The organism is Lactobacillus mulieris (assembly GCF_007095465.1).
In the GTDB taxonomy this organism is placed as follows: domain Bacteria; phylum Bacillota; class Bacilli; order Lactobacillales; family Lactobacillaceae; genus Lactobacillus; species Lactobacillus mulieris.
Map to the genome: position 1 here is coordinate 1 of NZ_SDGL01000005.1, position 26,576 is coordinate 26,576.

A 26,576-nucleotide genomic window follows, 5' to 3' on the forward strand; every position below is an offset into this window, starting at 1 on the left:
TATTACTATTTACAAGTCGAGTCTAACAAGATTGGACTTTTTTATTAACTAAAACGATTTAACTAGCACCACGCGTAGATAAATAGTTATTTAACTATATTAAATCCCACTTTATGCGTATCTTTTTACTATTTTTGCTATAATCATATTCAGGGAGTGAAGAAAAGTTGGTAAAATATCCTTCCGGCTCTTCTGCTCGACTTAATGGTCAGGACTTCCACCGACCGAAGCAGACAAAGAGAGCCAAAAAAGAAATCAGTTTCTCTGATCGAGGGATGACTTTAGAAGAACAAATCAATGAATCCAATAAATATTATCTTGAAAAGAATCTTTGTGTAGTTCATAAAAAGCCTACCCCTATCCAAATTGTTAAAGTAGATTATCCTAAACGCTCTAAAGCAGTAATCCGCGAAGCTTATTTTAGACAAGCTTCCACTACTGATTATAATGGAGTTTACAAGGGTTACTATTTAGATTTTGAAGCAAAAGAGACGAAAAATCATCGCTCTTTTCCTTTAAAGAATTTTCATGACCACCAAATAATTCATCTTTCACGTTGTCTTAAACAAAATGGTATTTGTTTTACAATTATCCGTTTTTCAAGTTTGGGACGGTATTTTATTGTTCCAGCTAGTTTTGTAATCAACGCATATAAAGATCCCGACAAAAGTAGTATCACTTTACAAGAGATAGAAACTGTTTCATACGAAATCCAATCAGGCTTTCGCCCTACTCTCCCTTATTTGGAAGCCGTAGATAAATTTATTGCAGATAGGAGCAAAAGCTAAATGGCAGAGAATAATCATCGTTCAGCAAACAATACTGCACCTAAGAATTCTCGAATGGCTAACTTACATCATGATAATAGCAAACCTAAGAGACGCCTCTGGCTACAAATTCTTAAGTGGTTTTCAATTGTTGTTTTGCTGATACTCGTTTCTGGCGTCGGTTTATTTGCCTATTACGCCAAAGACGCTCCATCAATTAGTCAAGATCAACTACAAAGCGGTGGTTCAAGTAGTTTCTATACTAGTGATGGTAAATTTCTTCTTTCATTAGGTTCAGAAAAAAGAACCTATGTTAAGAATTCTGATATTCCTCAAACTTTGAAAGATGCAGTAGTATCTGTAGAAGATAAAAGATTTTATCAAGAAAATTTAGGAATTGATCCAATCAGAATCTTGGGTTCAATCGTTTCCAACGCAAAATCAAGTGGTATCGCAGCTGGTGGTTCAAGTATTACTCAGCAATTAGTTAAGTTAACTGTTTTCTCCACTGCTGCTTCACAAAGAACTTTGAAACGAAAAGCACAAGAAGCTTGGCTAGCAATCAAGGTTGAACACGATTATACCAAGAATCAGATTTTGGAATACTACATTAATAAGGTATACATGAACTATGGTGTATATGGCATGGGAACAGCTGCTGATTATTACTATGGCAAGTCTTTAAAAGACCTCGACCTAGCACAAACAGCCTTAATTGCTGGTATGCCTAATGCCCCTGTTGCTTACGATCCTTATACCTATCCAAAAGCTGCTAAATATCGTCGTGATATTGTTTTAAATGCAATGTATGCTAATGGCAAAATCACCAAAGCACAACTAAAAGCTGCTAAGGCTGAATCAATTACCCAAGGCCTTAAAACGCAACAAACTAGTTCAGAATCATCGATTAGAAAAATTGATGATCCATATATTAAGGAAGCAATTACTGAAGTTAAATCCAAGGGCTACGATCCTTATAATGACAATTTGAAGATTACCTTAAATATTGATCAAGATGCTCAAAATAAACTTTATGAACTAGCTAATGGTTCAACAATTCCATTTTCATCAAGTAAAATGCAAGTAGGTGCAACCATTATTAATCCAAGCAATGGTCATGTAGTAGCCATAATTGGTGGACGCAATTTACCATCAGTTCAACTAGGGCTAGACCGGGCTGTTCAAACTGGTCGATCAACTGGTTCTTCAATTAAACCCGTTTTAGACTATGCTCCAGCAATTGAATACCTTAACTGGTCTACCGCCCACTACCTTGAAGATACTAAGTATGTATATCCTGGAACTAACATTCAACTTTATGACTGGGATAACAAATATATGGGTAAAATGACAATGCGGTATGCCCTAGAACAATCAAGAAATGTTCCAGCTGTTAAGACTTTAGCTAAGGTTGGTATGAAGAAAGCTTCATTATTTGCAAGAAAGATGAACATTTCTGTTGGGTCAAATCAAGGTCTTTCAGTAGCGATTGGGGCAAACGCATCATCACTACAAATGGCTGGTGCATATGCAGCCTTTGCTAATGAAGGAGTATATTACAAGCCACAATTTGTCTCTCAAATTGAAACAGCTGATGGCGTAGTTCATTCATACTCATCAACTGGAACTCGCGTTATGAAGAAGTCAACAGCCTACATGATTACTGATATGCTTAAAGGTGTATTAACTGAAGGCTCTGGGACAAATGCTAGAACTGGACTTTATGAAGCTGGTAAGACTGGTACTGTTAAGTACTCCGATGATGAACTGGTAAAATATCCTTCATATGCAAGCACCCCTAAAGATGCCTGGTTTGTTGGTTACACTAAGAAATACTCAATTGGGGTTTGGACTGGTTACGACAATTTGAGTGATGGTACTATTACCGGACAAGGACAATATGCTTCACAATATCTCTATAAGTATATGATGAAATACTTAATGAGTGATAAAGAAAACAGCAATTGGACTAAACCAAGTAATGTTGTTCGAAAGCGGATTGTTAAAGGTTCTGACCCACTTGAAGTTACTTCTTCAAAAAGTAATTCAACCTCTGAGTTATTCTTACGTGGTCATACTCCAGATGGCTCAAACGATGATTCAGATGAAAGTTCTTCGTCAACTTCATCATCTAGTTCTTCAAAAGATAATGAAGTAGTTACAAATAGAAGCAGTAGTAGTTCATCATCCAGTTCTTCATCTAGTCAAGGACGTGAAGATGGCTCAACTTCTAATTCAAGTAGTAGTCAAGCAAGTAGTGGTGGTAACCCTAATAATAATCAAGGTACAACTACTAATAATCAAACGAATAATAACAATACTGCTGGCCAAGGACAAAATAACGGTGGCAATAATTAAATATTGATATTATTCATACATAGTAAAATACACTAAGGATTAATTCCGATATTGAATCGGAGTTAATCCTTTTTGTTTTGTCTTGTCTTCATTCTTTCAACGTTATAGTTATAATAGATATTAATTTTATCCTGTTTTGATAATTTAGACATAAAAAAACCCGAAGTTCGTGTCAGAAATTCGAGGTTTATACTATTATTTATTTTGTAAATCTTTTTTTCGATAATAAATTTGTGCGCTGTCAACTAATTGGCGCATTTGAATAATTCGCACAAAACCTTTATAAATTTGGATTTTAACGATTGCTTCTGGATAATGTTCTTCAAAATAAGTGCCAAATTCATTGAAGTCATCATATTTATCAAGCTCATCTACATTTTTAAAAGTTATCCATTCACTCTCGCCTTTTTCGTTCTTAACAGGAGCAGTTTCTTCTAACAATGGACGATCAATCGTAGAATCTGCCAAATGCAAAGCAGTGCAACTTTCAAAATCTGTACCCAGCATGATTACTTTGGCATCTAGCTTGTACAAATCACCGAGCGGACTATCCCAATCAAATGGCATGTCGTATTTGCGATTGCGACAAATATGGTCTGCATCCCTGCCCCAAGCACACATCGAATATAAAGGATGATTAGTTCTCTTAACACCATCACTAGTTCTAAAGTACTCCGGTGTTTTGCCAATATAATGAATTGGCGTTTCCTTCTTATCAAATGGTAGCATATTTTCCTTAATTATCATTTGTGCTTGTTCTGTAGCTGGTGGTTCTCCCCATTCAGCAGGATCACTTAAATCTGCAGTTTGGGCAGCCATCACAATATTTCCTTCAGAAAATATATCCTTCAGTGCCTCAACAATTATTCGTTCACCACCTGGAATATATCCAAAAGCACTTAAAGATGTATGCACAATGCAGCTATCAGTTTTTGCTACGTGTGGTATAAGCAAATTTTTTATATCCTGCATACTGGTAACAGTATCAATAATTTTTTCAGTCATATCTTACCTTTTACTATTTCAAATAATTATAAGGATTAGGATCTTTCGCCCGTGCTGGCATTGTATATCTACCAAAGAAAATCATTGCATGATGAGTTTTTATCCATTGCTCTTTAGGCAAAATTTCTTCTAACCTTTTTTCAATTTCATGTGGCTTAGCATTTTCAGGGACGATCTTGAATTTTTTAGATATCCTTGCAACATGTGTATCCACTGCAATTGCAGGTACACCATACGCCTCTGCTAAAACAACATTAGCTGTTTTCTCTCCTACTCCTGGTAGAGTCATTAACAACTTCTTGTCCTTAGGGACTTCCCCATCAAAATTCTCAACCAAGATTTGCGCCATTTCTTTTAAATGCTTTGCTTTTGAACGAAAGAGGCCAATTTTGCTAATATCAGCTTCTAAGTCTTTAATATCCGCCTGGGCCATATCTGCAGGTGTGGGATAATCACTAAATAGTTTTGGAGTTACACGATTTACCATTTTGTCAGTTGTTTGCGCACTAATAGCCACCGCACAAACTAAATGGAAAACATTATCCCAATTTAATTCGCCCTTAGCATCTGGATACATTGCTAAAATTCGATTTAAAACTTTCAAAGCTTCTTCGTCATTTAATAGTTGTTCATCGTGACTAACTTGTTTATTTTTTGCAGTAGTCATCATCTATCTCCCAAATATGTAGTTACATCACTAGGGGTTTTTAATCCCATCTTTTGCCAATTTAATAATATTCGATCAACATATTTAAAATTATATACTTGACTTAAAATAGCTTCTCTAAGAGCTAATTTAATGACTTCCGGATCATAATGGTCAACAGTTAACCAAGCCGAGATTTCTTCACGTTCAATTGGACTCAACAATCTTCCAAATTCAATTTCAAATTGACGAGCCAATTCATTAACTGGATTAGTAGAAGTGTTAATTTCTTGTTTATTTATATTGGCTTTAGTTTCAACATAGTGATCTTGTAAATACTGGTCTAATTTTATATAAAGTGGTTCTAGGCTATATTCATTATTAATCAGACCTTGCTTGTCTCGATTTTGAACTAGTTCAAGATAACCATTTTCAAGCAAATTTTGCAAAATAGTCGAAACTGTTCCGGCAGTCATATTTGTACGAGCCGCAATTTCATTCTCATTAGGTAAATAATTTTTGGCTTGAGCAAAGCCCTCTAGCTGAACAATAACTAAAAAGGCACTATCTGATAAACCTAATTTTGAATATGATGCTAGCAAGGCATTAGTCAAAGTTGTAAAGCCAAAGGATCGATAATTAAAAAATGACTTCATTACATCCTACTTTCATAACTAGCTAAAAAAAGTTGAACTAAATAGTTCAACTTTTTTAGTGATAATATTAAGGTTCCATTCTGTTAATCATTCTTGGGAATGGAATTGCTTCACGTAAGTGATCCAAGTGACAAATCCAAGTAATTGCTCTTTCGAATCCTAAACCAAATCCTGAGTGTGGAACACTACCATATCTACGTAAGTCAAGGTACCATTCATAATTATCAAGGTTTAAACCTGCTTCTTCAATTTGAGCCTTGAGGACGTCAAAGTTTTCTTCACGTTCACTACCACCCACGATTTCACCATAACCTTCAGGAGCAAGCATATCAGCACATAAGTATTCCTTAGGATTTTCTGGGTCCTTCTTCATGTAGAATGGCTTAATTGAAGTTGGATAATTCATAATAAAGACTGGACGATCAAATTGTTCTGAAATGTAAGCTTCATCAGGTGCACCAAAGTCATCGCCCCACTTAAAGTCACGACCAGCATCTTGTAACATCTTTACTGCATCATCGTACTTAAGACGAGTGTAGTTACCTTCAGCTGCTGGACGAAGTTTTTCAACATCACGTCCCAAAATATTAAGTTCATATTCGCAATTTTCGATTACACGCTTAACAAGGTATGAAATGTATCTTTCTTGAACATCTAAGGATTCATCTTGGTGTGTCCAAGCCATTTCAGGTTCAATCATCCAGAATTCAGTCAAGTGACGACGAGTCTTAGACTTTTCAGCTCTAAATGTCGGACCAAAAGTAAATACTTTACCAAATGCTTCAGCACCTACTTCAGCATATAATTGTCCAGACTGTGAAAGATAAGCATCATTATCAAAGTATTCGATATGGAATAATTCAGTTGTTCCTTCTGGAGCTGAATTCATCAAAATAGGTGCATCAAACTTGATAAAGCCTTCTTTTTTGAAGAAGTCGTAGGTAGCGTTAATCATTTCGTTACGGATTTGCATAATAGCAAAAGGACGACGGCTTCTTAACCATAAATGACGGTGGTCAAGTAAGAAATCAATACCATGTTCCTTGTTACCAATTGGGTAATCTTCAGTATTTGATACTAATTCAAGGTCACTAATCTTGATTTCATAACCAAAGTGTGAACGTTCATCTTCATTAATCACACCAGTAATATAAAAACTTGCTTCCTGACGCAATGACTTAGCTAAATCAAATTTTTCTTCACTAACGTCCTTTTTTAAAAGAACACCTTGGAAAAAGGCTGTACCATCACGTAATTGCAAGAACATAATCTTACCGCTTGAACGTTTATCAGTAAGCCAAACATGCATCTTGACTTCCTTGCCAACATATTCAGGCGCTTGTTTAATTGAAATTAAATCTGTCATAAAATTAACCCCACCTTAGAATTGTACTAAATAAATCATACCAAAGCTTTAATGATTTATCTATATTATTAACAATATTATACGTTATCTATAAATGATAATTCTTTTTCTGTTCTAAATGAATAAATTGCATATCCATATTTACCATTATACTTGCGGTATGCAATTTCCCAAACAGCTTCATTATTATACCATCCCAAATTAAGACCATTAGCCTTGGTATCAGAATGCTGCTTACTAAATTTTTTAGTTACTTGACTTGCACTATAGCCTTTTTTAGCTAAGAGATAGTGGCCCTTTTTTTGTTTAGTTAGGTAAATATAATAAGCAGTCTTGCCTTTAGCAGTTTGTCCTTTAACAGCATAAGAATTAACACCCCGATTTAAATGATAATAAGCTGTTACCTTTTTTATTGCAGTATATTTTACTGCCCGGTTGGCAGCCTGAACTTTTCCTGCTGCTTGGCCATGTGCTGCTAATCCCAAAACAGTATAAAAAGCAATTATCAAAACTACTACTGCAGCTACTGCCGCAAAAACATATTTCCAAATTCTATTTCCCAGATACATTATCCTTATCGTATCCTTTTCTGATATTTTCTTCTAGTTCATCTAAATTTACTTGCACCAGTTGAACTGGCAAACTCTTTAAAAATTCCGGTCCATAATTACTGGTCCAGATTCTTTGATCAAGCAAGGCAAAAATGCCGCTATCTTTGGGACTTCTAATAAGCCGCCCCATCCCTTGTTTAAGTCGTAAAATAGCCCTTGGTAAACTATCTTCATTAAAAACATCTATTCCCTGTCTAGCCAAGTTAGTCTGTCTTAATTTCACTTCAATTTGATCTGGAGATTCAAATGGCAACTTAGTAGCAATTACTAAGTTGACTTTTGTCTGACCGAAATCAACACCTTCCCAAAAACTATTAGCTCCTAAAATAATGGCCCTTTTAGCTACATTAAATCGCTTGACAATCTTTTCGTTAGAACCAGTCACACCTTGAGCTAATAGCTCAAAATCTTTAAATTCTGGTCGTGTAACAATTGCTGAATACACATCAGAGATTGCTTCGAGATTAGTAAATAAGACTAATACTTTATCTTGCTTCCTAATAGAATTAAGTAAAAGCGGTGCCACAAAATCGCCATATGATTCATCTGATGGATATGATGGAGCAGCTGGATCAGTTAAAGATAAGGCTAATACTTGCTTTTCTAACTTAAAATTATAGTTACTATAAACTTCAGCACAATCTACTTTAGTTAAACTTAGATTTTTCTTACTAAATGAAAAGTCACCATTATTGGACAAGGTTGCTGAAATAAAGACTATTTTTTTGAAACCAGAATAAATTTTTTCAAGTTCAAACTTGGAATCTAGTAGCATCCAGTTTAAGTTAGTAGCTAGCGAATCTGCTGGATTAGTTACATCAAGTACCAATCCACAATTACTAAACTGCTCATGATCATTGAGCAAATCACTTAATAAATAAGCTTGTTCAGAATAATAATCAAGCAAATCAACCTGCTCCGATAATTCATTTAACCTTGCTTCTTCTCTTGGTAAAAAACTGTCACTAATTTGATATAAAACTCCTAACAATCGATTAACAATTGTCCGAATTTCCTCAATTTTATTTTGCAAATTAGTCAATAACTGAAGAAACTTATCTAAATCAGTAAATGCTTCTGACTCAACTGCTACTTGTAAATGTCCATTAGGAAGGATTTTCCTAGCAATAGCATTGTCTTTTTTGTCATATAAATAAACTTGCAAATCATTTATTGCATGAACAACATCCCCAATTACTCCATCTGCTTTAGTTGCAAGATCGGTAATAACCGGACTATTTTTGTAATCTTGAGCAATATTGTCTTCACCAAATAAGATAATATTCCTTAAATGGCTAAGCATCCCCCAAAAAGATTCAAATTGTAGACTGTTGTTACGAGAATTCATCACAATGTCACTAAAGCGATGAGCTTCATCAACAATCAAATAAGGATTTTGTCCCCAAATTGAATCTTGATAATGGTTCGCTAAATAGGCTTGATTTGTTATTAAAATATCAGCTTGTTCTTGACGATAGCGGGCTAGATTCCAAAAATCATATGGTGCAAAAACTGTTCCTACACGAGCATCACCTGGATGCTGAACTTGTGCAAAATATGGTGCAGCAAAGTTCGTTGTATGCAATTCATCTAAATCACCTGTCGAAGTTTCAGTTAACCAAATCAAGATTTTCATTTTCAAAATTAAAGTTTCTTGATTGTCAGTTTTCTGTTTTAGGCTTTGTTCAAACCCATCCAAATCAAGATAATGTCTAGAAGCCTTGACCACTTGACTACTTAAATCTAATCCAGAGACTTGCAAAGCAAGGGGCAAGTCTTTTTCAATTAGTTGGTTTTGCAAAATCATAGTTGGCGTAGCAATTACTAATTTTTGCCCGCGATATAGATTATAAAAACAGCTAAAGAGATAACTAAATGATTTCCCTGTCCCACTTGGTGCTTCAACCAAAATTGCCTTACGCTCGTTATTAAAGAATGCATGCAACTTATTAATTAAATTAACTTGAGCTGGCCGAAATTCTATTTTTCCCTTAAATAAACGCTTTTTTTCTTCATCAGTTTTAGGAAAAATCGCTTTTTTTGCTGTTTCAGAATGTAGTAAATGTTCTTGCTTTTTTAACACTAATGAGTGAATTTGTAAGTATTTTTTAGAAAGTGGCCTTTTTTCTTGCCTTGTAAATTCACTGATTTCTTTAAAAATAAACTGTGTATCGCGCAATAATCCCTTACTTAAACTAGTTAGAGTATTTAAGGTTGATTGTGGTAAGCTTTCTAACTTATCAAGAATTTTCAATAATAAACTAGCTGTTGCATAGGCATCAGAATCAGCTTGATGTGGATTGGTATGTTTTAAATTAAGAGAATGGGTTAAATCACTCAAACGATATGATGGCAAAGTTGGAAAGGCAATTTTGGATAATTCAACCGTGTCAATTGCCCGATTACGTAACTTGGGAAAACCATTAGCTGCTAATTCCGCATTTAAAAATGGTAAGTCAAAGTTGATATTATGCGCTACAAAAACTGTGTCTTGCAAAATATCTTCAATCTGAGTCGCAAAATTTTTAAACACTGGCTGATTAACAACATCAGCTGGTTTAATACCAGTTAGATTTTGGACTGCTTGTGGAATATCAGCTTTAGGGTTAATCAAGAAAGAATAAGTCTTAATTATTTGTCGGTTTTTGATAATCGCACAGCCAAATTGAATAATACGATCTTGGCCACGTCTTGTTCCTGTCGTTTCTAAATCAACAACAGCAAAAACCTGATCAGAAAGTGCCTGACTCACCCTGATCGACTCCTTTCATTAAATTTGATCAAAAATCTACTTATTTATATTACCATTTATCGCTTTTAATTCACCATTAAATCTAATCAACTTCTACAATCTCTTGTGCATCTAGCAAAATTAAATATTTACTTTTGACTTTTTCTTTTCCTAGTTGGTTAAGCGCCCGTTCATATAGTCTTAATTGCCCAGTATATTTATCTTTTATTTTGGCTATTGATTGAGCAAGCTGGTTTTTATTTACATAATCTGTTTTATAGTCAAATAATATAATTCCATCATCATCAAGATAATAACCGTCAATTGTCCCATGAACTAAAATTTTAGCGTTAGGATCCGAAAACGGCTTAAAAACATCCGCTGCTGGTAACAAACTTGAAAATGATACTTCACGTTTTAACTTAGTTGGATCATTCCAAAACTTCTTTGCAAAATTGCTATTTACGAACCAAGAAATTTCAGTAATTGGCAGATGTGGGACTATTTTAGGATTTAATTTCCCTGATTGAACAAGTTTTTCAATTTCTGCTTCCACGCTAGTCTTTCCTTGATAATCGAAAAATTGCAAGATTAAGTGCATGGCCGTTCCGATTTCTGCCCCAGTAAATCCATCTTCAAATAAAAAGCCCGGTCTAGTATCAATATCTTGCAAATAGCGGTTAGCAGACTTGATAAATCGTGAATTTGCTAATTCATCATCAATTGGATCATTAAAAGCTTTTTTCAATTCACTAACTGATTGGTATGCTGTGGTGGTGGTGGCATCTTGAAATGGATATGTAGCTTCAAAAAGTTTTTTTACATTTTTAACGATGAATTCACTTACTTTACCCTCTTCATTAACATCTTGTTTTTCAACAAGTTCGACAGCTTCCGCATCCCCTGTCACTACCAAAAAATCTTGTTTGCTTTCCACTTCTGGTCGCAAATCAGTAACCTGGTTAATAAATTGTCTGTTTAAAGCAAGCTGTGGTAAAAGTAAATCTGCTGGCTTTTGTGCTGCCAATTCACTGGTTAATGTTAATGAACCATCATTAGCTAAACTAGCCCCCATATTTTCTGTATCTTTAGAGAATTCTTTAAAATTGGTCACTAAAATTAGTTTCTGTCTTGCTCTAGTCACTGCAACATACATAATTCTAGCTTCTTCTTCAAGTAACTGCTTTTGTTTAGTTACATTGCCCATAGCTTTAACTAAAGAATCAATTCGCCAATCGGACCGGACAACGGTAATTCCGCAACTATCACCACTAATTATATAATTACCTGACAAGTCACTTTTTTGGAATTGATGTTCTAATCCCAAATAAAAAACAATTGGAAATTCTAGCCCTTTAGAAGCATGAATTGTCATTAATTGAACACTATTTTCTGCTTCTTTACTAAGCAAAGGTTGTGCTAAATCTTTTTGATTTTTGCGCATTCGATTAATAAAGTTAATAAACTGATAAAGTCCTTTGAAGCCAGCACTTTCATAAGAATTTGCTCTTTCATAAAGGTTTTCTAAGTTAATTCGCCTTTGCTTACCATTAGGTAAACTAGTTACTATTTCTAACAAACTTGTTCGAGCATAAATACTCCAAATAGTTTCACTAATTCGATGATTAAGGGCAAAATCACGCAAGTCAGCAAGTTGATTCAAGAAGTCCTTGATTCTTTTACTCAATTCATCATTTTCAGAAACATAATTAATCAAAGCAGAATAAAAACTCGTATTAGGGGATTTTATTCGAATTTTAGCAAGGTCTGTCTCTTTAAAGTTAAAAATAGGCGATCGAAGAACCGCAGCTAATGGAATATCTTGATCGGGATTATCTACAATTTTTAAGTAGTTCATAATGATAGTCAATTCAAAAGTTTGGAAATAATTGGCTACATCTGAAACAAACAAAGGAATATTATTTTGCGCAAATTGTTTTAGCAAATCTAAATTTTGGCTACGACTTCGAGTTAAGATTGCGATATCAGAAAACTCAATTGGCCGCTTTAAGCCAGTTTTGACATCAAACACCTCAAAACCTTCATCTATTAACTGCTTAATTCGGTTAATTACAAGTTGAATTTGATTACTTTCTTCACTACCTTCACTTTTATCATAAAAAAGCAATTCACTTGCAGTAGGCAAATCATCAGGATAATAACTTGCTCCAAATTTCAGTTGTCCCTCACTTTGATAATCTATTCCACCAAAATCTGGTGTCAATAGCGGATTGAAAAGCTTGTTGACTAGCTTAGTAACGGGCTTGGTCGAACGGAAATTATCCGCCAAAACAATTCGCTCAGCTGCTTCTTCTTTAGCAAAAGCTCGATACTTATTAAGAAATAAGCTTGGATCTGCTTGTCGAAATCCATAAATTGACTGCTTAACATCCCCGACCATAAATAAGTTATTATGCTCACATTTCATTAATTGAATAATGCGCTCTTGCAATTTATTAATATCTTGATACTCATCAACTAAAATTTCTGTAAATTTATTTTGATAAAATTGTCTAGCTAAATGACCAGCTGTTGTATCACTAGTCAAAATTTGATAAGCCAGCTGCTCCATATCACTATAATCAAGCAAGTTTTGCTTTCGCTTCAATGAATTAAAGCTAGCAATTAATTCTTTTTCAGCCAAACAAACTGCTTTAATAATTGAACTAGATTGTTTCATTACAGCAGTTTGTTCTTCATTATCCGCAACAAAAAAGGCTGCAAATAATGATTTAATCTGATCTTTTAGTTCAGCTCTGGTTTGGCTTAAACTTGCATATCGATCAAGTAGGTCTTCATCCCACTTAGAACTTTTTCGAGGATTTTCAGTAAATTGACAATTCTGTAAACTAGCCCTAATTTGATCAAAAGTATCACTTTCTAAACTAGCCTCAACTCGAGTCAATCTTTTACTAAAACCAGAAAAATCTTTTATGATTTTTTCTAATTCAGTTGCTTCATTGAATGGATCAGACAAAATCTTATCCACTTTATTTGACATTTCCAGCAAAATTTTAGACAAGTATGGCTTTATGGCCTTCACAAAAAAGGGGGCCTCACTTAAATCATCAGCAAATTCATAATCCTTAGCAAGTCCATCAAGCCATAAATCATAATCTGGGCGTGCCATTGCATAATTATACAAATCAAGCAGCAATTCTCTGGCCCCATTTGCATCCCGATCTCCAGCAAAATTATCATAAAAAACTCGATATGGATTATCTGGACTAGCAAAGGCCTTTTTTTCAAGCTCACGTAAAGCCTTTTCTTTTAATAAGGCGGCTTGAGTTTCATCAGTTAAAACTGAAAAACTAGGATCAAGGCCAATTACATAATAAAAGCGATGTACTACATCTAAACAAAAAGAGTCAATTGTTGAAATATTGGCAACTTCTGCTCGCAAAAGTTCCCGCTTTAGCTTACGACTATTATTTTTAGCAATTTCATCGTTTAAAACTCGCTTGATTCGCTCCTTCATTTCATTTGCGGCCGCTTTTGTAAAAGTAATAACTAATAAATTATCTAAACTAGTACCATTTTTTATTAGCTTGATTACTCTTTCAGCCAGAACCATTGTTTTACCTGAACCAGCTGATGCTGAAACCAGAATATCCTTTCCTCGTGTATTAATGGCGGCTTCTTGCTCTTTTGTATAATTAACCATTATCTTCTTCCTTTTCTAGTATTTCCTTAATGTATTGCATAAAACTCGCCTTATCTAAACTACTAATTTTGCGATAATTGTTTTCGGCAAGTTTTGCATCAAAAAAGAAAATATCTTGATAATTAGAATATTTTAGCCCATTTTCTTGTCCATATTGATATGGATTAAGAGCCAGATCACCTGTTAAAATCGCCTTACCAGCTTTTTTAATCAAATATTCGTTATAACGTAAAACTAACTTTAATTCATCTTCCGTAAAATGGCGATCCCTTGGTAAAGTTAGCCCGCCACGTGCCTTTGAGCGTACTGACTTATATAGTTTGGAACTAACTTTAGGCTCTTTTAGTTCAGGGTCAGCTGTCAAAATGTAATCTTCATTATTTACAAGTAATCCTGAATAAACTAATCGTTGCTTTGCCTGTGCTAACGCCTTTTTAGGTAATAAATTGGCATCAAGTTGATCTGGCTTATTCAATCTTTCAACTTGCTTGGTAATTGTTTGGTAAAAGGCCCCCAATAAGTCAAGTGAATCATTTCCGAAAAAGCTAGCATTTTTTGCTAAAACATCAAGATAGGAAACCATTTGTAAACTAATTCCACTTGCAAACAGCGCCAAATCAAAGTTTTTACTTGAAGACTTATAATCAATTACTTGGCCTAATAGCTCATTTTTGTATGGAGCTAAATCAACCCGGTCAATTTTTCCTCGTAAGTCTATTTCTCTTGTCTGATCTAACTTAAATTTTAATCCAGCCAACTTATTTCCACTACCAAAAGCTAATTCAGAATATGCTGGTCTAAATGGTGTTTGCGCCATGCGCTTTTTCCAATTAAAGGCTACTGTATTAACTGTCTTATCCAAACTAGTAAATAAATATTGATTAAATGGATCGGATAATAATTGTTCATAACTACCCTCTTGGTGAATTTGATTTCTAACTTCAGTTAAGGCTGCTAGAACTTGCTCATCAGACAAAGCAGCTAAATCATATTGATGAGCTTGCGCATATTTAACTAAATAATCAAAGGTTTGGTGGAAATAATTTCCTGCTTGAATTACATCAAGTTCATTTTCTGCTCTTGGCTTTAATCGCAAACCATAATTAAAGAAATATTCCAAGGAGTTTTGGTAGTAGGTTTCAAGTTGAGACACAGATGAGGTTAATTTCAATCCATATAATTCTTTTGCTAGCTTCTGCCCCAAATTAACAGGTTGATTATTGAAATTACGACCTTGAATTAGCTGCGTGTATTTTTGTGGAGCATAATTCTTAGCTAAATCTAAAAGTGTATTTTGATAAGATGGTAACAAACTAGTTAAGTACCCTAAACTAGCACTAGCATTAGTTGTAAAACTTAAAATATCGCTAGCATCTTCTTTAGGTAAATCTGCTTGTTCTAACTCTCTAGCTCCTAATTTTTGCAATTTTGTGTAATAAGTTGATGGCTCTATTGATTCATTAGCTGTGTTTAAAAATGGATATGAAATATATACCCAATTGCTTGCTAGTGTTAGGCAGGCTCCAAATTGATAATCTTGATCTAAATTAGCTAATTCTTGGCGATCTTCTAATGCATTATCACCATCAGCACTGCTAATCTGCGCTAAATTTTCACTTGTTAAAAAGCCAGGGGTATTGCTAATTTGAGGTAAATTATTGCTACTTGCACCAATAATAAAAACATTTTTATAATTTTTTGCTTGAACCATTCCCATTTCAGATAAAGAAACTGCATCAAGACTAGCAGGAATTTGTGCAAAGTTAGCTTCTTTAAACCCTGAAATCAAAATTCTTAAAAAGTCACTAGCTGAAAACTGATCCTCAGGCTTATTTATTAACAAAAAGTCATTTAACAAGTTAAGCAATAAATCCCATATCTGCTTTGGTTCTTGACTTGCCTGCAAATCATTCTTATCAACAGCCTGTTTACGCCATGATTCTAAGCGCTTAGTTAGCCCAATCTTTACTAAGAAGTCAAAAAAGAACTTAACTCCTGCCTTAACTTCTTCTGCCTTCTTAAATTGTTCTATAAAATTATTTAGCTCTTTAAATACTACTTGACGAAGTTTTTCCAATCGCTCTACTTCATTATTTCTTTTATCAAGAGCAATAATTGGTCGTTTTATCTTTACAAAACTAGTTAATGGTCGATTCCACAAATAATAATTAATTCCATGTGCTAATGCAAAATTTTCTAACTCATCAACATCACGCAAAAAAGCCGCTTCATCTTGATAAAAAGATGGAATAAATAATCTTGTCTTGAGTAAAGAAAATAAACTTGCCGATTCAAAACCTGTTTCAAGGAAAGTTTGCAAACTTTCAATAAAGATAACTAAGGGATGATATTTCATTTCTTTTTGTAAATCATTGAAAAATGGAATACCATTTTGACGCAAAATTGGGGTTAAATAAGTTTCATATTCGTGTAAATTAGGTGCTAAAACTAAAAAGTCCTGATACCTAAACTTATTCAAACTTACTTGCTGATATATTGTTCGAGCCACAAAATATGCTTCATCATAACGAGAATCAGCCTTAATTAGTTGGACATTGGGCTTATTTTGTTCATCATAGTCTAAATCACCTGTCCAATAATGATCTAGTCGCTGCTTGGCAGTTAAATCTTTCACTGGACTTGCATACTGCTCATAAGTAAAACTTAATCGTCTTTGTAATTTCTTGATAGTTTTTTGAACAACATAGTCATAATCCCCTGCTTCAGGACTGGCTTTAATGGTTCCATCTTCAGTAGCAAAAGCCAGAACAACTTGTTTAGCCTTTTGGGCAAAAAGTTCAATAGCTACTTGCTCCGTGCCATTAAACTGTGAAAAATCCACAAAATAAAAACTACAATCCTTTAGTCGATTACTGCCAGCAAGGAAAATATTCATTTCCGTCAAGAAATCTTGTTTGGTAATAAAACGATCAACAATTGCTTCATCAAAAGCCGTTTTGATAATTGCTAAATCATGTAATTTATTTTTAGTTTCTTCATCAGTGACATGGCTTTGTGCATCAAGCAAGTCAAAGTCACTACTACTTACTTCATTAATCGACTGGTAAATCTGCTTAATAAGCCCCGAATTTTGAGAAAATTGGTTAAATAAAACTAATTCATTCTTTTTTTCTGTTACTATTTTTTCCAAAAGCATGCTACTAGCAGCTTCATCAATAACAGGTTTTAACACTTCCGGACGATCTTGCAAAAAGAACCAAGCCAAACGAGAAAAAGACAGAATGTGTAAATTCTTAACAGAAGCTTCAGATTTACGACGTAAACCTGCTAATTTAGTTATTGCTTCAATTTCTGTGGTAAACTTAATATGATTAGGAACGATAATAAAAGTTTCCAATTCTGGATTTTGCTCGTAATTGTTTACAGCTTCAGCCAGAATTTTTTCATGTAGTGGGTCACTTTGACGCCCAGTTAAAATTTTTAACATTGTTCAAACTCCTTATGGTCTTAATTTTACCATAAGCATTTATTGGAGGAATTCTTTTGCAAACAAGTTATTTAGCCCATGGTAAAGTAATTTTGATTGGTGAGCATTCAGTAGTTTATGGTTATAATGCTTTAAGTATGCCTATTCAAAGTTTAAATATTAAAACTACTGTCAGTGAAAATAATGATAACTATCACTATATGGATACTGATCGTTATCATGGAGATTTTTTCAAGGCACCAGCTGAATATGCCGGACTTAAATATATTTTGCAATATTTTTTAAATCTTAAACCATCCAGCCCTTATTTAAAGATCAGTTATCGAGGCTTAATTCCAATTGAGCGTGGTTTAGGTTCTAGTGCTACTGTATCGCTTGGAACAACTAAGGCTTTAAATGAGTTTTTCAAGCTTAAGTTAAGTGATAAAGAAATTATGGCAATTACTAATCATGCCGAAACTATTAATCACGGAAAGGCATCAGGACTTGATAGTGCTACTGTTAACTCTGACTATTTAGTATTTTTCAATAAAAAAACCGGCGTTCAAATATTGAAGCAAAAATTAAATGCGACTTTGCTAATTATGGATACTGGAGATTTAGGTAATACTAAAGAGGCTGTAGAACTAGTAAAAAATGAAGTCACTAGCTCAAAAAAGCAAGCTAATAATTTAGAAAATTTAGGCAACTTAACTGACCAAGTTAAGCAAGCCTGGATAAGTCAAGATGCTAAACAAGTTGGCCAAGCATTTACAAAATCTCAAAAATATCTAGCAGAACTCAAAGTTTCAACTCCTAAAATTGACCACTTGTGTCAACTAGCTATTGATACTGGAGCTTACGGTGCCAAACTATCTGGTGGAGGTTTAGGAGGAATAGTTATTGCTCTTTGCCCTAATCAAGAACTGGCTCAAACAATTGCCAATAAATGTCACAAGTTAATAAGTAATTACTGGATTGAGGAAATTTAATGAAGAATACCGCACGCGCACATACAAATATTGCTTTAATTAAATATTGGGGTAAAAAAGATGCTGATTTACGTTTACCATTAATGTCGAGCATCTCAATGACTTTAGATGCCTTTTATACAGATACTAGTCTATTGATTGACACAGAAGATAAAAAATTCATTTTAAATGGCCAAGAAGTAACTGGCCCTGCAGCTAATCGTGTTTTTGATTATGTTGAGCGTCTGCAAAAACTCTTCAATGTTGCTGGTAATTTTCATGTTATCAGTGACAATCACGTACCTACTGCCGCTGGACTAGCCTCTTCGAGTTCTGCTTTTGCTGCCTTAGCGGCTAGTTTTGTAAAAGCTTATAATTTATCAATCTCTCCAAAGGGGCTTTCAATTTTAGCACGTTTAGGCTCAGGAAGTGCAACCAGATCAATATATGGTGGATTTGTCAAATGGAATAAAGGGACTAACAGCGCAAATTCATTTGCTGAAGTAATTGATGAAAAACCACAAATGGATTTAAAATTGCTTGCTGTTGAAATCAGCGAAGCTGAAAAAAAGCTTTCATCAACTAAAGGCATGAAACTAGCCCAAACTTCCCCATTCTTTAAACCATGGATAGCACGCAATGATGAAGAAATTGCTCAAATGGAAGCTGCAATTAAAAGCAATGATTTTACCAAATTGGGCCAACTTGCTGAACTTAGTGCTAGTGAAATGCACGCCATAAACTTAGCCGCTCAACCTGGTTTTACATATTTTGCAAACGAAACTTTAGAAATTATTAAACTAATTCAAGAACTTCGTAACAAGGGGCTTGAATGCTACTACACAATTGATGCTGGGCCTAATGTTAAAATCCTTTGTCAGAAAAATTCTTGCTCTAATATAAAAAAATATGTTAAAAATATCTTACCTAATGTTAAAATAGTCGAAGCTGGTTTTGGACCAGGAATCACATATTTAGATTAAATTCAAAAATTAATTTATAAAGATTCGAGGAAGATAATTTGATTACAGAAAAAGCACCTGGCAAGCTTTATATTGCTGGTGAATATGCTGTTTTAGAACAAAATTGTCCAGCGATTATCGTCGCCCTTAATCAATTTGTACGTGTATCTATTTCAGCTGCAGTTGGGAATACTGGAATAATTCATTCTAAGCAATATTCACAAGATTCAATTCATTGGCGCCGTCAAGGTAATAAAATGGTAATTGATAATCGTGATAACCCCTTTGAATATATCTTGGCTGCAATTCGCTTTACTGAACAATACTTACTTGAAAATGGAATTTCACTTAAAGTATATGATTTGCATGTTAATTCAGATTTAGATAGCAAAGATGGTCGTAAATATGGGTTAGGATCTTCAGCTGCTGTTACTGTAGCAACTGTTAAAGCAATTTTGGCCTTTTATGGAATTGAACGTAAGCACGACTTAGTTTATAAGTTAGCCGCAATTAGTCACTACTCCGTTCAAGGAAATGGCTCAGCTGGCGATATTGCCGCAAGCGTTTATGGTGGATGGTTAGCTTATCAAACATTTGACAAAAAATGGCTTAAACGTGAACTAACAACTAAAAAACTCAGCGAAGTTCTAAGTGAGGCATGGCCTGGTTTACAAGTTCAATTATTAACTCCACCTGCTGGAATGGAATTAGTCATTGGTTGGAGCCAAAAACCAGCATCAACTTCTCGTCTAGTTGATGAAACGAATGCTCAAAAAGAGAATTTTCAAAGAGAATATGAAGCATTTTTAGCAAATTCACGTCAATGTGTTCTAAAAATGATTGCTGGTTTTAAAGAACAAAATATCAATCTTATCCAGGAACAAATTCGTGTGAACAGAAAATTGCTAGCTCATTTTGCAAAATTAAATCATATTGCAATTGAAATTCCGCGTTTAACAGAATTAATTGAAATTGCTGAGAAATTAGGCTTTGCTGCCAAAACTTCTGGTGCTGGAAACGGTGATTGTGGAATTGTTATTACCAATCATAGTGGGAAAATTTCCGATCTAAAAGCAGCTTGGCGAAAAGTTGGTATTTTGCCACTTGATTTTCGAGTTCATGTTTTAAAGCAAACTAAGGAAAAATAATGTCAAATCACTCAAAAAGAAAAGAAGAACATTTAGCTTTAGCTAAAAAATATTTCACCATAAAAGACAATGATTTTGATCGTATTGAATTGGTACGCCCTGCCCTTCCAGAAAGCCGGGTTTCATCAGCCGCAATTGCTTGTGAGATTTTAGGTAAAAAGGTCAAGGCGCCTTTTTATATCAACGCAATGACAGGCGGATCTGAAAAATCAAAAGAAATTAATCGAGCAATTGGTAAGGCAAGTAGAATTGGACAAATCCCCTTTGCTACTGGGTCAAGCAGCATCTTGGCAAAAGAGAAAGATCAACTTGCTAGTTTCTATGTTGCAAGAGAAGAAAATCCTGATGGGCTATTTTTTGCCAATGTTAATCCAAATACGCCCGCTAATACAGCTAAAAATATTGTACAAGAATTACAAGCTGACGCTCTTCAAATTCATATAAATACTGTTCAAGAATTAGCAATGCCTGAGGGAGATCGGGACTTTGTTTGGATTGATAAATTAAAAGCAATCAGAGATGTCGTCGATGTCCCTGTAATTATTAAAGAGGTTGGCTTTGGATTTGATAAAGCAAGCATTGAATTACTACAAAAGAATAATTTTAACCTTATAGATCTTGGTGGCGCTGGTGGAACTAACTTTGCTCAAATTGAAAATGCTCGCTCAAGTCATCCGCTCCCCTATTTAGATGAGCTAGGCCTGTCAACTGTTAAATCAGCACTTATCGCAGAAGAATGTGGCATTGACTTCTTTGCCTCGGGAGGTATAAGGAATGCTTTAGATATTTTGAAATGTCTTGTTTTGGGTGCCAAATCTGTTGGTATTGCCAACTTATTCTTGCAGGCCTATGAAAATAGTGGCGAAGACGGATTGGTTGAAACGGTATTACGTTTCGAAGATGAACTAGCTGGTCTATTTGCTCTCTTTGGAATTAATAATGTAAACGAAGCTAAAAAGATAAAATATGCTTTAACTAAGGGGTTATGGAAAGAATTGATTCAAATCATTGTTGATGATTAAATAGCGGCTGGAATATAAAAGAAAAGAGGTAAAAAATGATTACTTTATATTTTATGTCAGTTGATTTATTAGAAGATAATTCAACTGAATGGGTATATAAAATTACTACAGATTATCAAGAAGGACATTAACAAAAGTAATTTTGATGCAAAACTTACTTCTTTTGAAAAAACTAGCAAGGCTGTTAATGTTAAAAAAGAAACATTGGAATACGAAATTTACTATAGAATTGTTAAATTGATGAAAACTAAGCCGGGGATAAAAAAATACTATTGGCTGCATTCAACTAAGAAAATGGAACCGTTAGTATGATATTGCCCTAAGAACAAAATGTTTTATAAAAAAGAAAAAATGTTGATATATCAAGGTTTTATATAACCAAGATTATCAACATTTTTTGTATTACTGTATTTTTCTCTAGGAAGTTATATGTTTATTCTTACTACTTTACATAATTTAAAGTATGTCTTAAATTCTCAACCCTTTAGGATAAAAATTTTTAACTACTTGCCCTGTTACTTTACCAAAACTGAAAATTTTATCTTGATAACTAATTAATACAAAGCCTTTTAACTTCGCCTCTGTCCGTACTGTTTCTCCATGCAAATATTTCTCAAATTCAGCTTGATTCTGTAACTCAACAACTTTTTCTTGTCGCACTTGTCCTAAATATTGTGCCAATTGCTGACTAGGTTCAAAACGACCTTTTTTCAAAACTCCTAGTTCCAACCCATTGTTTAATACTTTTATTTGAGAAACATCCTCAACAGCTGGAATATATACATGATCCTTACTTTTAACTGCTTTACTAAAGTCAAAATTATTCGGTAAATTAAAATCGGCCAGTAATTCTTGTACTAATTCTTTTTCCGCCTTTGTAAAGACTTCTAATCTCTTATTAGCTTTTTTTCCTCTTTTTTTACTTTTCTGCTTAGAGTTAGTAACTGCTTCTTCATTATTAATCTCAGGCAAGATAAACTTGGCCAAAAATTGCCCTTCACCTATCTCATCTTCTGGCCAAAATCTTCTTGCATACTCAATTCCATCAAGATTTTCTCCCCAAGCAGGGACTCCTTGGCTAGCCACACTAACTTTAGTTTCAACCAATTTGAAGCCTAATTCATTAACCAAATAAGCACAAATTTCTTCATCTTCTTCTGGTGCATATGTACAAGTTGAATATAAAAGACTACCACCTGGTTTTAACATTTTAACTGCTTCATTTAAAATTTCCTTTTGCCGATTGCTACATTCAAGAACATATTCTTGACTCCAATAAGTTACTGCATCATGATTTTTTCTGAACATCCCTTCACCACTACATGGTGCATCAACTAAAATCGCATCAAAAAAGCGGGGGAATTTTTGGGCTAGATGACTGGTATCTTCATTAGTAACTAAGCAATTGTCAGCTCCCCAACGTTCGATATTTTCTCGTAAGTTCTTTGCTCGACTAGTTGAAATTTCATTGGCAACTAATAAGCCTTTATTTTTTAAAGCGGATAATAAAGCAGTTGATTTTCCACCTGGAGCTGCACAAAGATCTAAAACCTTCTGACCAGGCTTAACACCAAGTGCTTCAGCTGGATACATTGCCGAAGGATCTTGAGAATACACATAACCACTAACCCACTCAATATCTCGACCACTTATTTCCCCATAATAAGCATCTGCTACCCCATCAACAGGTTTAGATAAATCATAACTTACTTCTTGGTAATCAGCCTTTAATGGGTTCAAACGAAAGGCCTTCTTAGGTTCTGCTTCAAGTGCAGTAAAAAAGCTATCAGCTTTTTTAGCCAATAGTTTTTGATATTTATCTTTAAATTCTTTAGGTAAAACTAATTTATCCAATTTTTCCTTTCTGTTCAAGAAAAATACAACCAACATATATATCACAACATTTAATGTCATCATTAATACAAATAAAATTATCAAATAACTCAAACTAGTAAAATATAATCGCCAAGTTAAAAAGAAATATGCTGCCAAGCCCATAAGAATATTAATAAAAACAAATCTTCCCAACTTACTTGCAATAAAATACTTTTTCAATGGTCGTTCAATTTTATCCATTTGACTATGAATGTGATTAATAATCGCACAAGCACCCGCAACTAATCCTGCAAATAGCACTATGATTCCTAATAAAATCGAAAAAGCCATTGCTCGAATGAAGTGAGTCCTACGGTGAGTAGAAACTAATTCTGAAAAAGTTACTTGTCCATTCAGATATTTACTTACGCCCTGAACCACTCTGTTAGATGGAGTATCAATAATAATATCAAAATTATTAAGACGTGCTTTGGAATTGCCTTGATTAATTCCAGTGGTCAAATAATATTTGGTTTGAATATTATCACTAACTTCTTTTAAAGTCCCTACTACAGAAATATAACGGTTATTTAAGACAATATATTTATTATCCTGTGTATTCAAAAGTTGAATATTAGAAGTTGGCGATACAATACCAAAGCTTACTACCCCTTCGAATTCTTCTGGATTAAAATAACGTCCCTTAGCAACTGGTAATAATTCATTTTGATAGTTTGACCAAATTAATACTTGATCTTGATCATATTTATTATTCAGTTCTAAAGTTATCTTTTCATTAGGATACTTTTTAGTAAGGTATTTCAAAAGTGTCCTAATCTCAACTTTGCTATTAGTTTTTAAGTTTCTAGAATAGCTTGATAGCCCACTAGCAGTTAAAACTTGATCTGCACTTATACTTTGAATATTTGAAACTAACACTCCTGCTACTAAAAAACAAGCAAATAAAAAAATCCCTAAAAATATCTTCTTAATCTTCATCTATCTCAAAAAATCTTTCCTCAATAAAGTCAAAGCTTGAAAAACTAGCATTAACTGAAGCTAATTCTGGCTTTTTAATAAATGATACTGTTTGCCAAAATTCTTCTGAATTCGTTACCCCAAATTCTTCACCGACAAACAACAACTTGGGTCTATGCTCTAGCTTTTTCCATACTTTTATTAAATCAATATCAGCATGACCAAAATTAGGCGCCCAAGAGCAAATAATTAAATCACAATTTTGATATTTGATTATCGCTGAACTTGCGTCTAAGTTCTCGACTGGATAAAACAAATCTCCACCTGTTTTGGAAGTTTTAGACCATACCAAATTATCACTAGCATAGACTTTTACTCCTGCCATACTTAAAGCTTTAGACCACGCTGCATTGCCAGCCATAACTTCAACTGCACTAGTTATATTATACTTTTCTTTGATTATTCGTGCTGTCTGGACATTGGGCAAAGACCACAATCCATAATGTAAAGATAAATATTGCCGAAAGCTATTAAGTAAATTATTAGCTACTTGTATTTTTTTAGCTGCACTTTTTTGCGCGGTAATAGGACCTAAATTCATAATTTGGCAGTTAGGCACTTCTTTTTTATCTAATACTGAACAAACACGTTTAACTTCACAAACTTCTTGATGAAGCCTTGGAATATTCAATTCATTATCTATTTTAATTAATTTTGTTAAAAAATCAGTCATATTTCCTTATCCTTAATAGGATTTTACCATTCAATCAGGTTAAAATCAGTTATAATTGAAAATAGATTAATAAAGGAGACGTTTTAATGGGAAAAAATATATCGAATAAAGCGGCTGAAAACGAAAGCTTAGGTAAATGGCTACTTCAAGTTTTTGTTATGGCTGCAATTTTGTTGGGGATTTATTACTTAATCTTTAGTTTTGTATTATCAAATGAAACTGTATCAGGTCCATCAATGCAACCAACATTTGAAAATGGTGACCGAATTATTGCTTTGCGTCATACCAGTTTAAAACGTGGTGATATTGTCATTTTAAATGCTCCCGATGAACCAGGAGCATTATATATTAAGCGTATTGTGGGAATGCCTGGTGACAGTATTACTTACAAAAATGATCAACTATACTTAAATGGGAAGAAATATTCCGAACCATACTTAACTGAAGGTAAAAAGCTTTACTCAGGTGGGCAACTTTATACAGAAAACTTTAGTTTAAAGAGTAAATTTGGTGTTAATAAAGTTCCAAGTGGTGAATACTTCGTAATGGGTGATCACCGTAATGTTTCGAAAGACTCCCGATACTTCGGCTTTGTAAAACGAAGCGCAATTGTCGGCAAGGTGATTTTCCGGTATTGGCCATTAACCAAGTGGTCTACCTTTTAATAAGGCCTTATTTCAACTACAATAGATGTAGAGATAAATAGTGGATTTATTTTAAAGGAGCCAAGCTAATATGAACCAAGAAGAACTTTCAGATGTAATTATAACTTACCAAGTAAAACATCACGTTAATGATACTGAGTTAGCCTTTGCTAGCCATCTTTCAGTAGAAAAAATTCATGCTATGAAAACTGGTGATGGATCATTTACAGGTGAAGAAATTAATCAAATCTTGGAATATATTCAGAGTCAAGATTAATCAAATTAAAAGAGTAGCACTTAAATAAAAAAGTGCTACTCTTTTTTGTTTAATGCATCCCAAAGATTAATGGTAATGCAGCAATAGTATTATTAAGCATATGAGTTACAAATGAATATCTTAAATCTTTGGTATTTAAATATGTTGTCGCTAAAATTGCCCCCATTACCCAATAAGTAATGATATGAATTGAGAAATTTGGATCATGCAACCAAGCAAAGAATAGACCATTGATTACAATCCCTAACCAGTAATTCAACTTATTTTCTTTAGTAAAAGCAATATTGAAAAATTGACCACGTAAGATTATTTCTTCAAACATTGGTGCTAAGAAAATAATAAAGACAATAAAATGCCAATCCGTTCCCTTTGCTAATTGATCAATTGCTTTTTGATTAGCAGAATTGGATGAAGAGGATAAAAACATATTTATTAAAACTTGGGCAGCAATCATTACCACAAAAGCTAAACCACTATATCCTAATTTTGACCACTTAAAATGTGGCTTCTCATTGAAATGCCATTCATTCTCTTGCTCTAACTGTTTTTTATAGATATGATACACGAGCATCACTAACGCAATGGTTGCCACATAGAGTACAAAATGATATTTTCCAATCATTTCTTTGTTACTATTTAATGATTTGGGAATGACATATGAACTCATTAACAATTCATATAATAAAAATGAAACTATAAAAAGACCTATTTTTTTCAAATATGAAATAATCTTCACTAAATTTCCTCCTTTTCATGTGAATGTTTTTAGTATAATACATTTTTTTAGACTATACT

At 33.8% G+C, this 26,576-nt stretch carries 19 protein-coding genes; 8 read left to right on the forward strand and 11 right to left on the reverse strand.

Features of this window, described 5'->3' with window-relative positions:
* The first annotated feature begins 167 nt into the window (after positions 1–167).
* A complete protein-coding gene (gene recU / locus ETI37_RS02850; protein WP_006586760.1) occupies positions 168–788 on the forward strand; it encodes a Holliday junction resolvase RecU in 621 nt (206 codons plus the stop codon).
* Complete coding sequence (locus ETI37_RS02855) at positions 789–3,125, forward strand: transglycosylase domain-containing protein (protein WP_006586761.1); 2,337 nt, start codon at positions 789–791, stop codon at positions 3,123–3,125.
* 195 nt (positions 3,126–3,320) lie between these two features.
* Here the strand turns inward: ETI37_RS02855 and ETI37_RS02860 are convergent, their stop codons facing one another.
* The 8 genes from ETI37_RS02860 to ETI37_RS02895 all read right to left on the reverse strand — a co-directional run bounded on the left by ETI37_RS02860 (position 3,321) and on the right by ETI37_RS02895 (position 17,252).
* Positions 3,321–4,130: an AAC(3) family N-acetyltransferase gene (locus ETI37_RS02860; RefSeq protein WP_006586762.1), complete on the reverse strand. Its 810-nt coding sequence runs from the start codon at positions 4,128–4,130 to the stop codon at positions 3,321–3,323.
* A gap of 13 nt (positions 4,131–4,143) precedes the next feature.
* Positions 4,144–4,797 (reverse strand): endonuclease III, encoded by a 654-nt coding sequence (nth, locus tag ETI37_RS02865; RefSeq protein WP_006587326.1) that lies wholly within the window; start codon positions 4,795–4,797, stop codon positions 4,144–4,146.
* Positions 4,797–5,432, reverse strand: coding sequence for a DnaD domain protein (locus ETI37_RS02870; RefSeq protein WP_006586764.1), 636 nt, complete (start codon positions 5,430–5,432; stop codon positions 4,797–4,799). The genes nth and ETI37_RS02870 overlap by 1 nt, the downstream gene beginning before the upstream one ends.
* Before the next feature lie 67 nt (positions 5,433–5,499).
* Positions 5,500–6,798, reverse strand: a complete 1,299-nt coding sequence (asnS, locus tag ETI37_RS02875) for an asparagine--tRNA ligase (RefSeq protein WP_006586765.1) — start codon at positions 6,796–6,798, stop codon at positions 5,500–5,502.
* A 77-nt stretch (positions 6,799–6,875) separates the two neighbouring features.
* Positions 6,876–7,367, reverse strand: a complete 492-nt coding sequence (locus tag ETI37_RS02880; protein ID WP_006586766.1) for a hypothetical protein — start codon at positions 7,365–7,367, stop codon at positions 6,876–6,878.
* The gene (locus ETI37_RS02885; RefSeq protein ID WP_006586767.1) at positions 7,351–10,161 is read right to left on the reverse strand and encodes a helicase C-terminal domain-containing protein; all 2,811 of its coding nucleotides are present in this window, start codon (positions 10,159–10,161) and stop codon (positions 7,351–7,353) included. The genes ETI37_RS02880 and ETI37_RS02885 overlap by 17 nt, the downstream gene beginning before the upstream one ends.
* A gap of 82 nt (positions 10,162–10,243) precedes the next feature.
* The gene (gene addA / locus ETI37_RS02890; RefSeq protein ID WP_006586768.1) at positions 10,244–13,804 is read right to left on the reverse strand and encodes a helicase-exonuclease AddAB subunit AddA; all 3,561 of its coding nucleotides are present in this window, start codon (positions 13,802–13,804) and stop codon (positions 10,244–10,246) included.
* Complete coding sequence (locus ETI37_RS02895) at positions 13,797–17,252, reverse strand: PD-(D/E)XK nuclease family protein (RefSeq protein WP_006586769.1); 3,456 nt, start codon at positions 17,250–17,252, stop codon at positions 13,797–13,799. Before ETI37_RS02895 ends, addA begins: the two co-directional genes overlap by 8 nt.
* A gap of 56 nt (positions 17,253–17,308) precedes the next feature.
* On the opposite strand from ETI37_RS02895, the gene mvk reads away from it, so the two are divergent.
* From mvk to fni, 4 genes are read left to right on the forward strand one after another with little or no spacing between them, the layout of a single operon-like run.
* Positions 17,309–18,223, forward strand: a complete 915-nt coding sequence (gene mvk / locus ETI37_RS02900; protein ID WP_006586770.1) for a mevalonate kinase — start codon at positions 17,309–17,311, stop codon at positions 18,221–18,223.
* On the forward strand, positions 18,223–19,185 hold the full coding sequence (gene mvaD, locus ETI37_RS02905) for a diphosphomevalonate decarboxylase (RefSeq protein ID WP_006586771.1): 963 nt from the start codon (positions 18,223–18,225) through the stop codon (positions 19,183–19,185). The genes mvk and mvaD overlap by 1 nt, the downstream gene beginning before the upstream one ends.
* A gap of 38 nt (positions 19,186–19,223) precedes the next feature.
* Positions 19,224–20,312: a phosphomevalonate kinase gene (locus tag ETI37_RS02910; RefSeq protein WP_006586772.1), complete on the forward strand. Its 1,089-nt coding sequence runs from the start codon at positions 19,224–19,226 to the stop codon at positions 20,310–20,312.
* Positions 20,312–21,334 carry a type 2 isopentenyl-diphosphate Delta-isomerase gene (fni, locus tag ETI37_RS02915; RefSeq protein WP_006586773.1) on the forward strand — a complete coding sequence of 341 codons (1,023 nt, stop codon included), beginning with the start codon at positions 20,312–20,314 and terminating at the stop codon, positions 21,332–21,334. The genes ETI37_RS02910 and fni overlap by 1 nt, the downstream gene beginning before the upstream one ends.
* 468 nt (positions 21,335–21,802) lie before the next feature.
* Here the strand turns inward: fni and ETI37_RS02925 are convergent, their stop codons facing one another.
* Positions 21,803–23,188: an RsmB/NOP family class I SAM-dependent RNA methyltransferase gene (locus ETI37_RS02925; RefSeq protein ID WP_006587330.1), complete on the reverse strand. Its 1,386-nt coding sequence runs from the start codon at positions 23,186–23,188 to the stop codon at positions 21,803–21,805.
* A gap of 949 nt (positions 23,189–24,137) precedes the next feature.
* On the reverse strand, positions 24,138–24,860 hold the full coding sequence (locus tag ETI37_RS02930; protein WP_006586775.1) for a hypothetical protein: 723 nt from the start codon (positions 24,858–24,860) through the stop codon (positions 24,138–24,140).
* A gap of 86 nt (positions 24,861–24,946) precedes the next feature.
* Between ETI37_RS02930 and lepB the strand changes: the two genes are divergently transcribed.
* Together lepB and ETI37_RS02940 are read left to right on the forward strand one after the other, a co-directional pair.
* Positions 24,947–25,525: a signal peptidase I gene (gene lepB / locus ETI37_RS02935; protein ID WP_006586776.1), complete on the forward strand. Its 579-nt coding sequence runs from the start codon at positions 24,947–24,949 to the stop codon at positions 25,523–25,525.
* 70 nt (positions 25,526–25,595) lie between these two features.
* The gene (locus tag ETI37_RS02940) at positions 25,596–25,781 is read left to right on the forward strand and encodes an LBP_cg2779 family protein (RefSeq protein WP_006586777.1); all 186 of its coding nucleotides are present in this window, start codon (positions 25,596–25,598) and stop codon (positions 25,779–25,781) included.
* Positions 25,782–25,830: 49 nt separating this feature from the next.
* Here the strand turns inward: ETI37_RS02940 and ETI37_RS02945 are convergent, their stop codons facing one another.
* Entirely contained in the window at positions 25,831–26,517 is a 687-nt protein-coding gene (locus tag ETI37_RS02945; protein ID WP_006586778.1) for a CPBP family intramembrane glutamic endopeptidase, read from the reverse strand.
* Positions 26,518–26,576 lie beyond the last annotated feature (59 nt).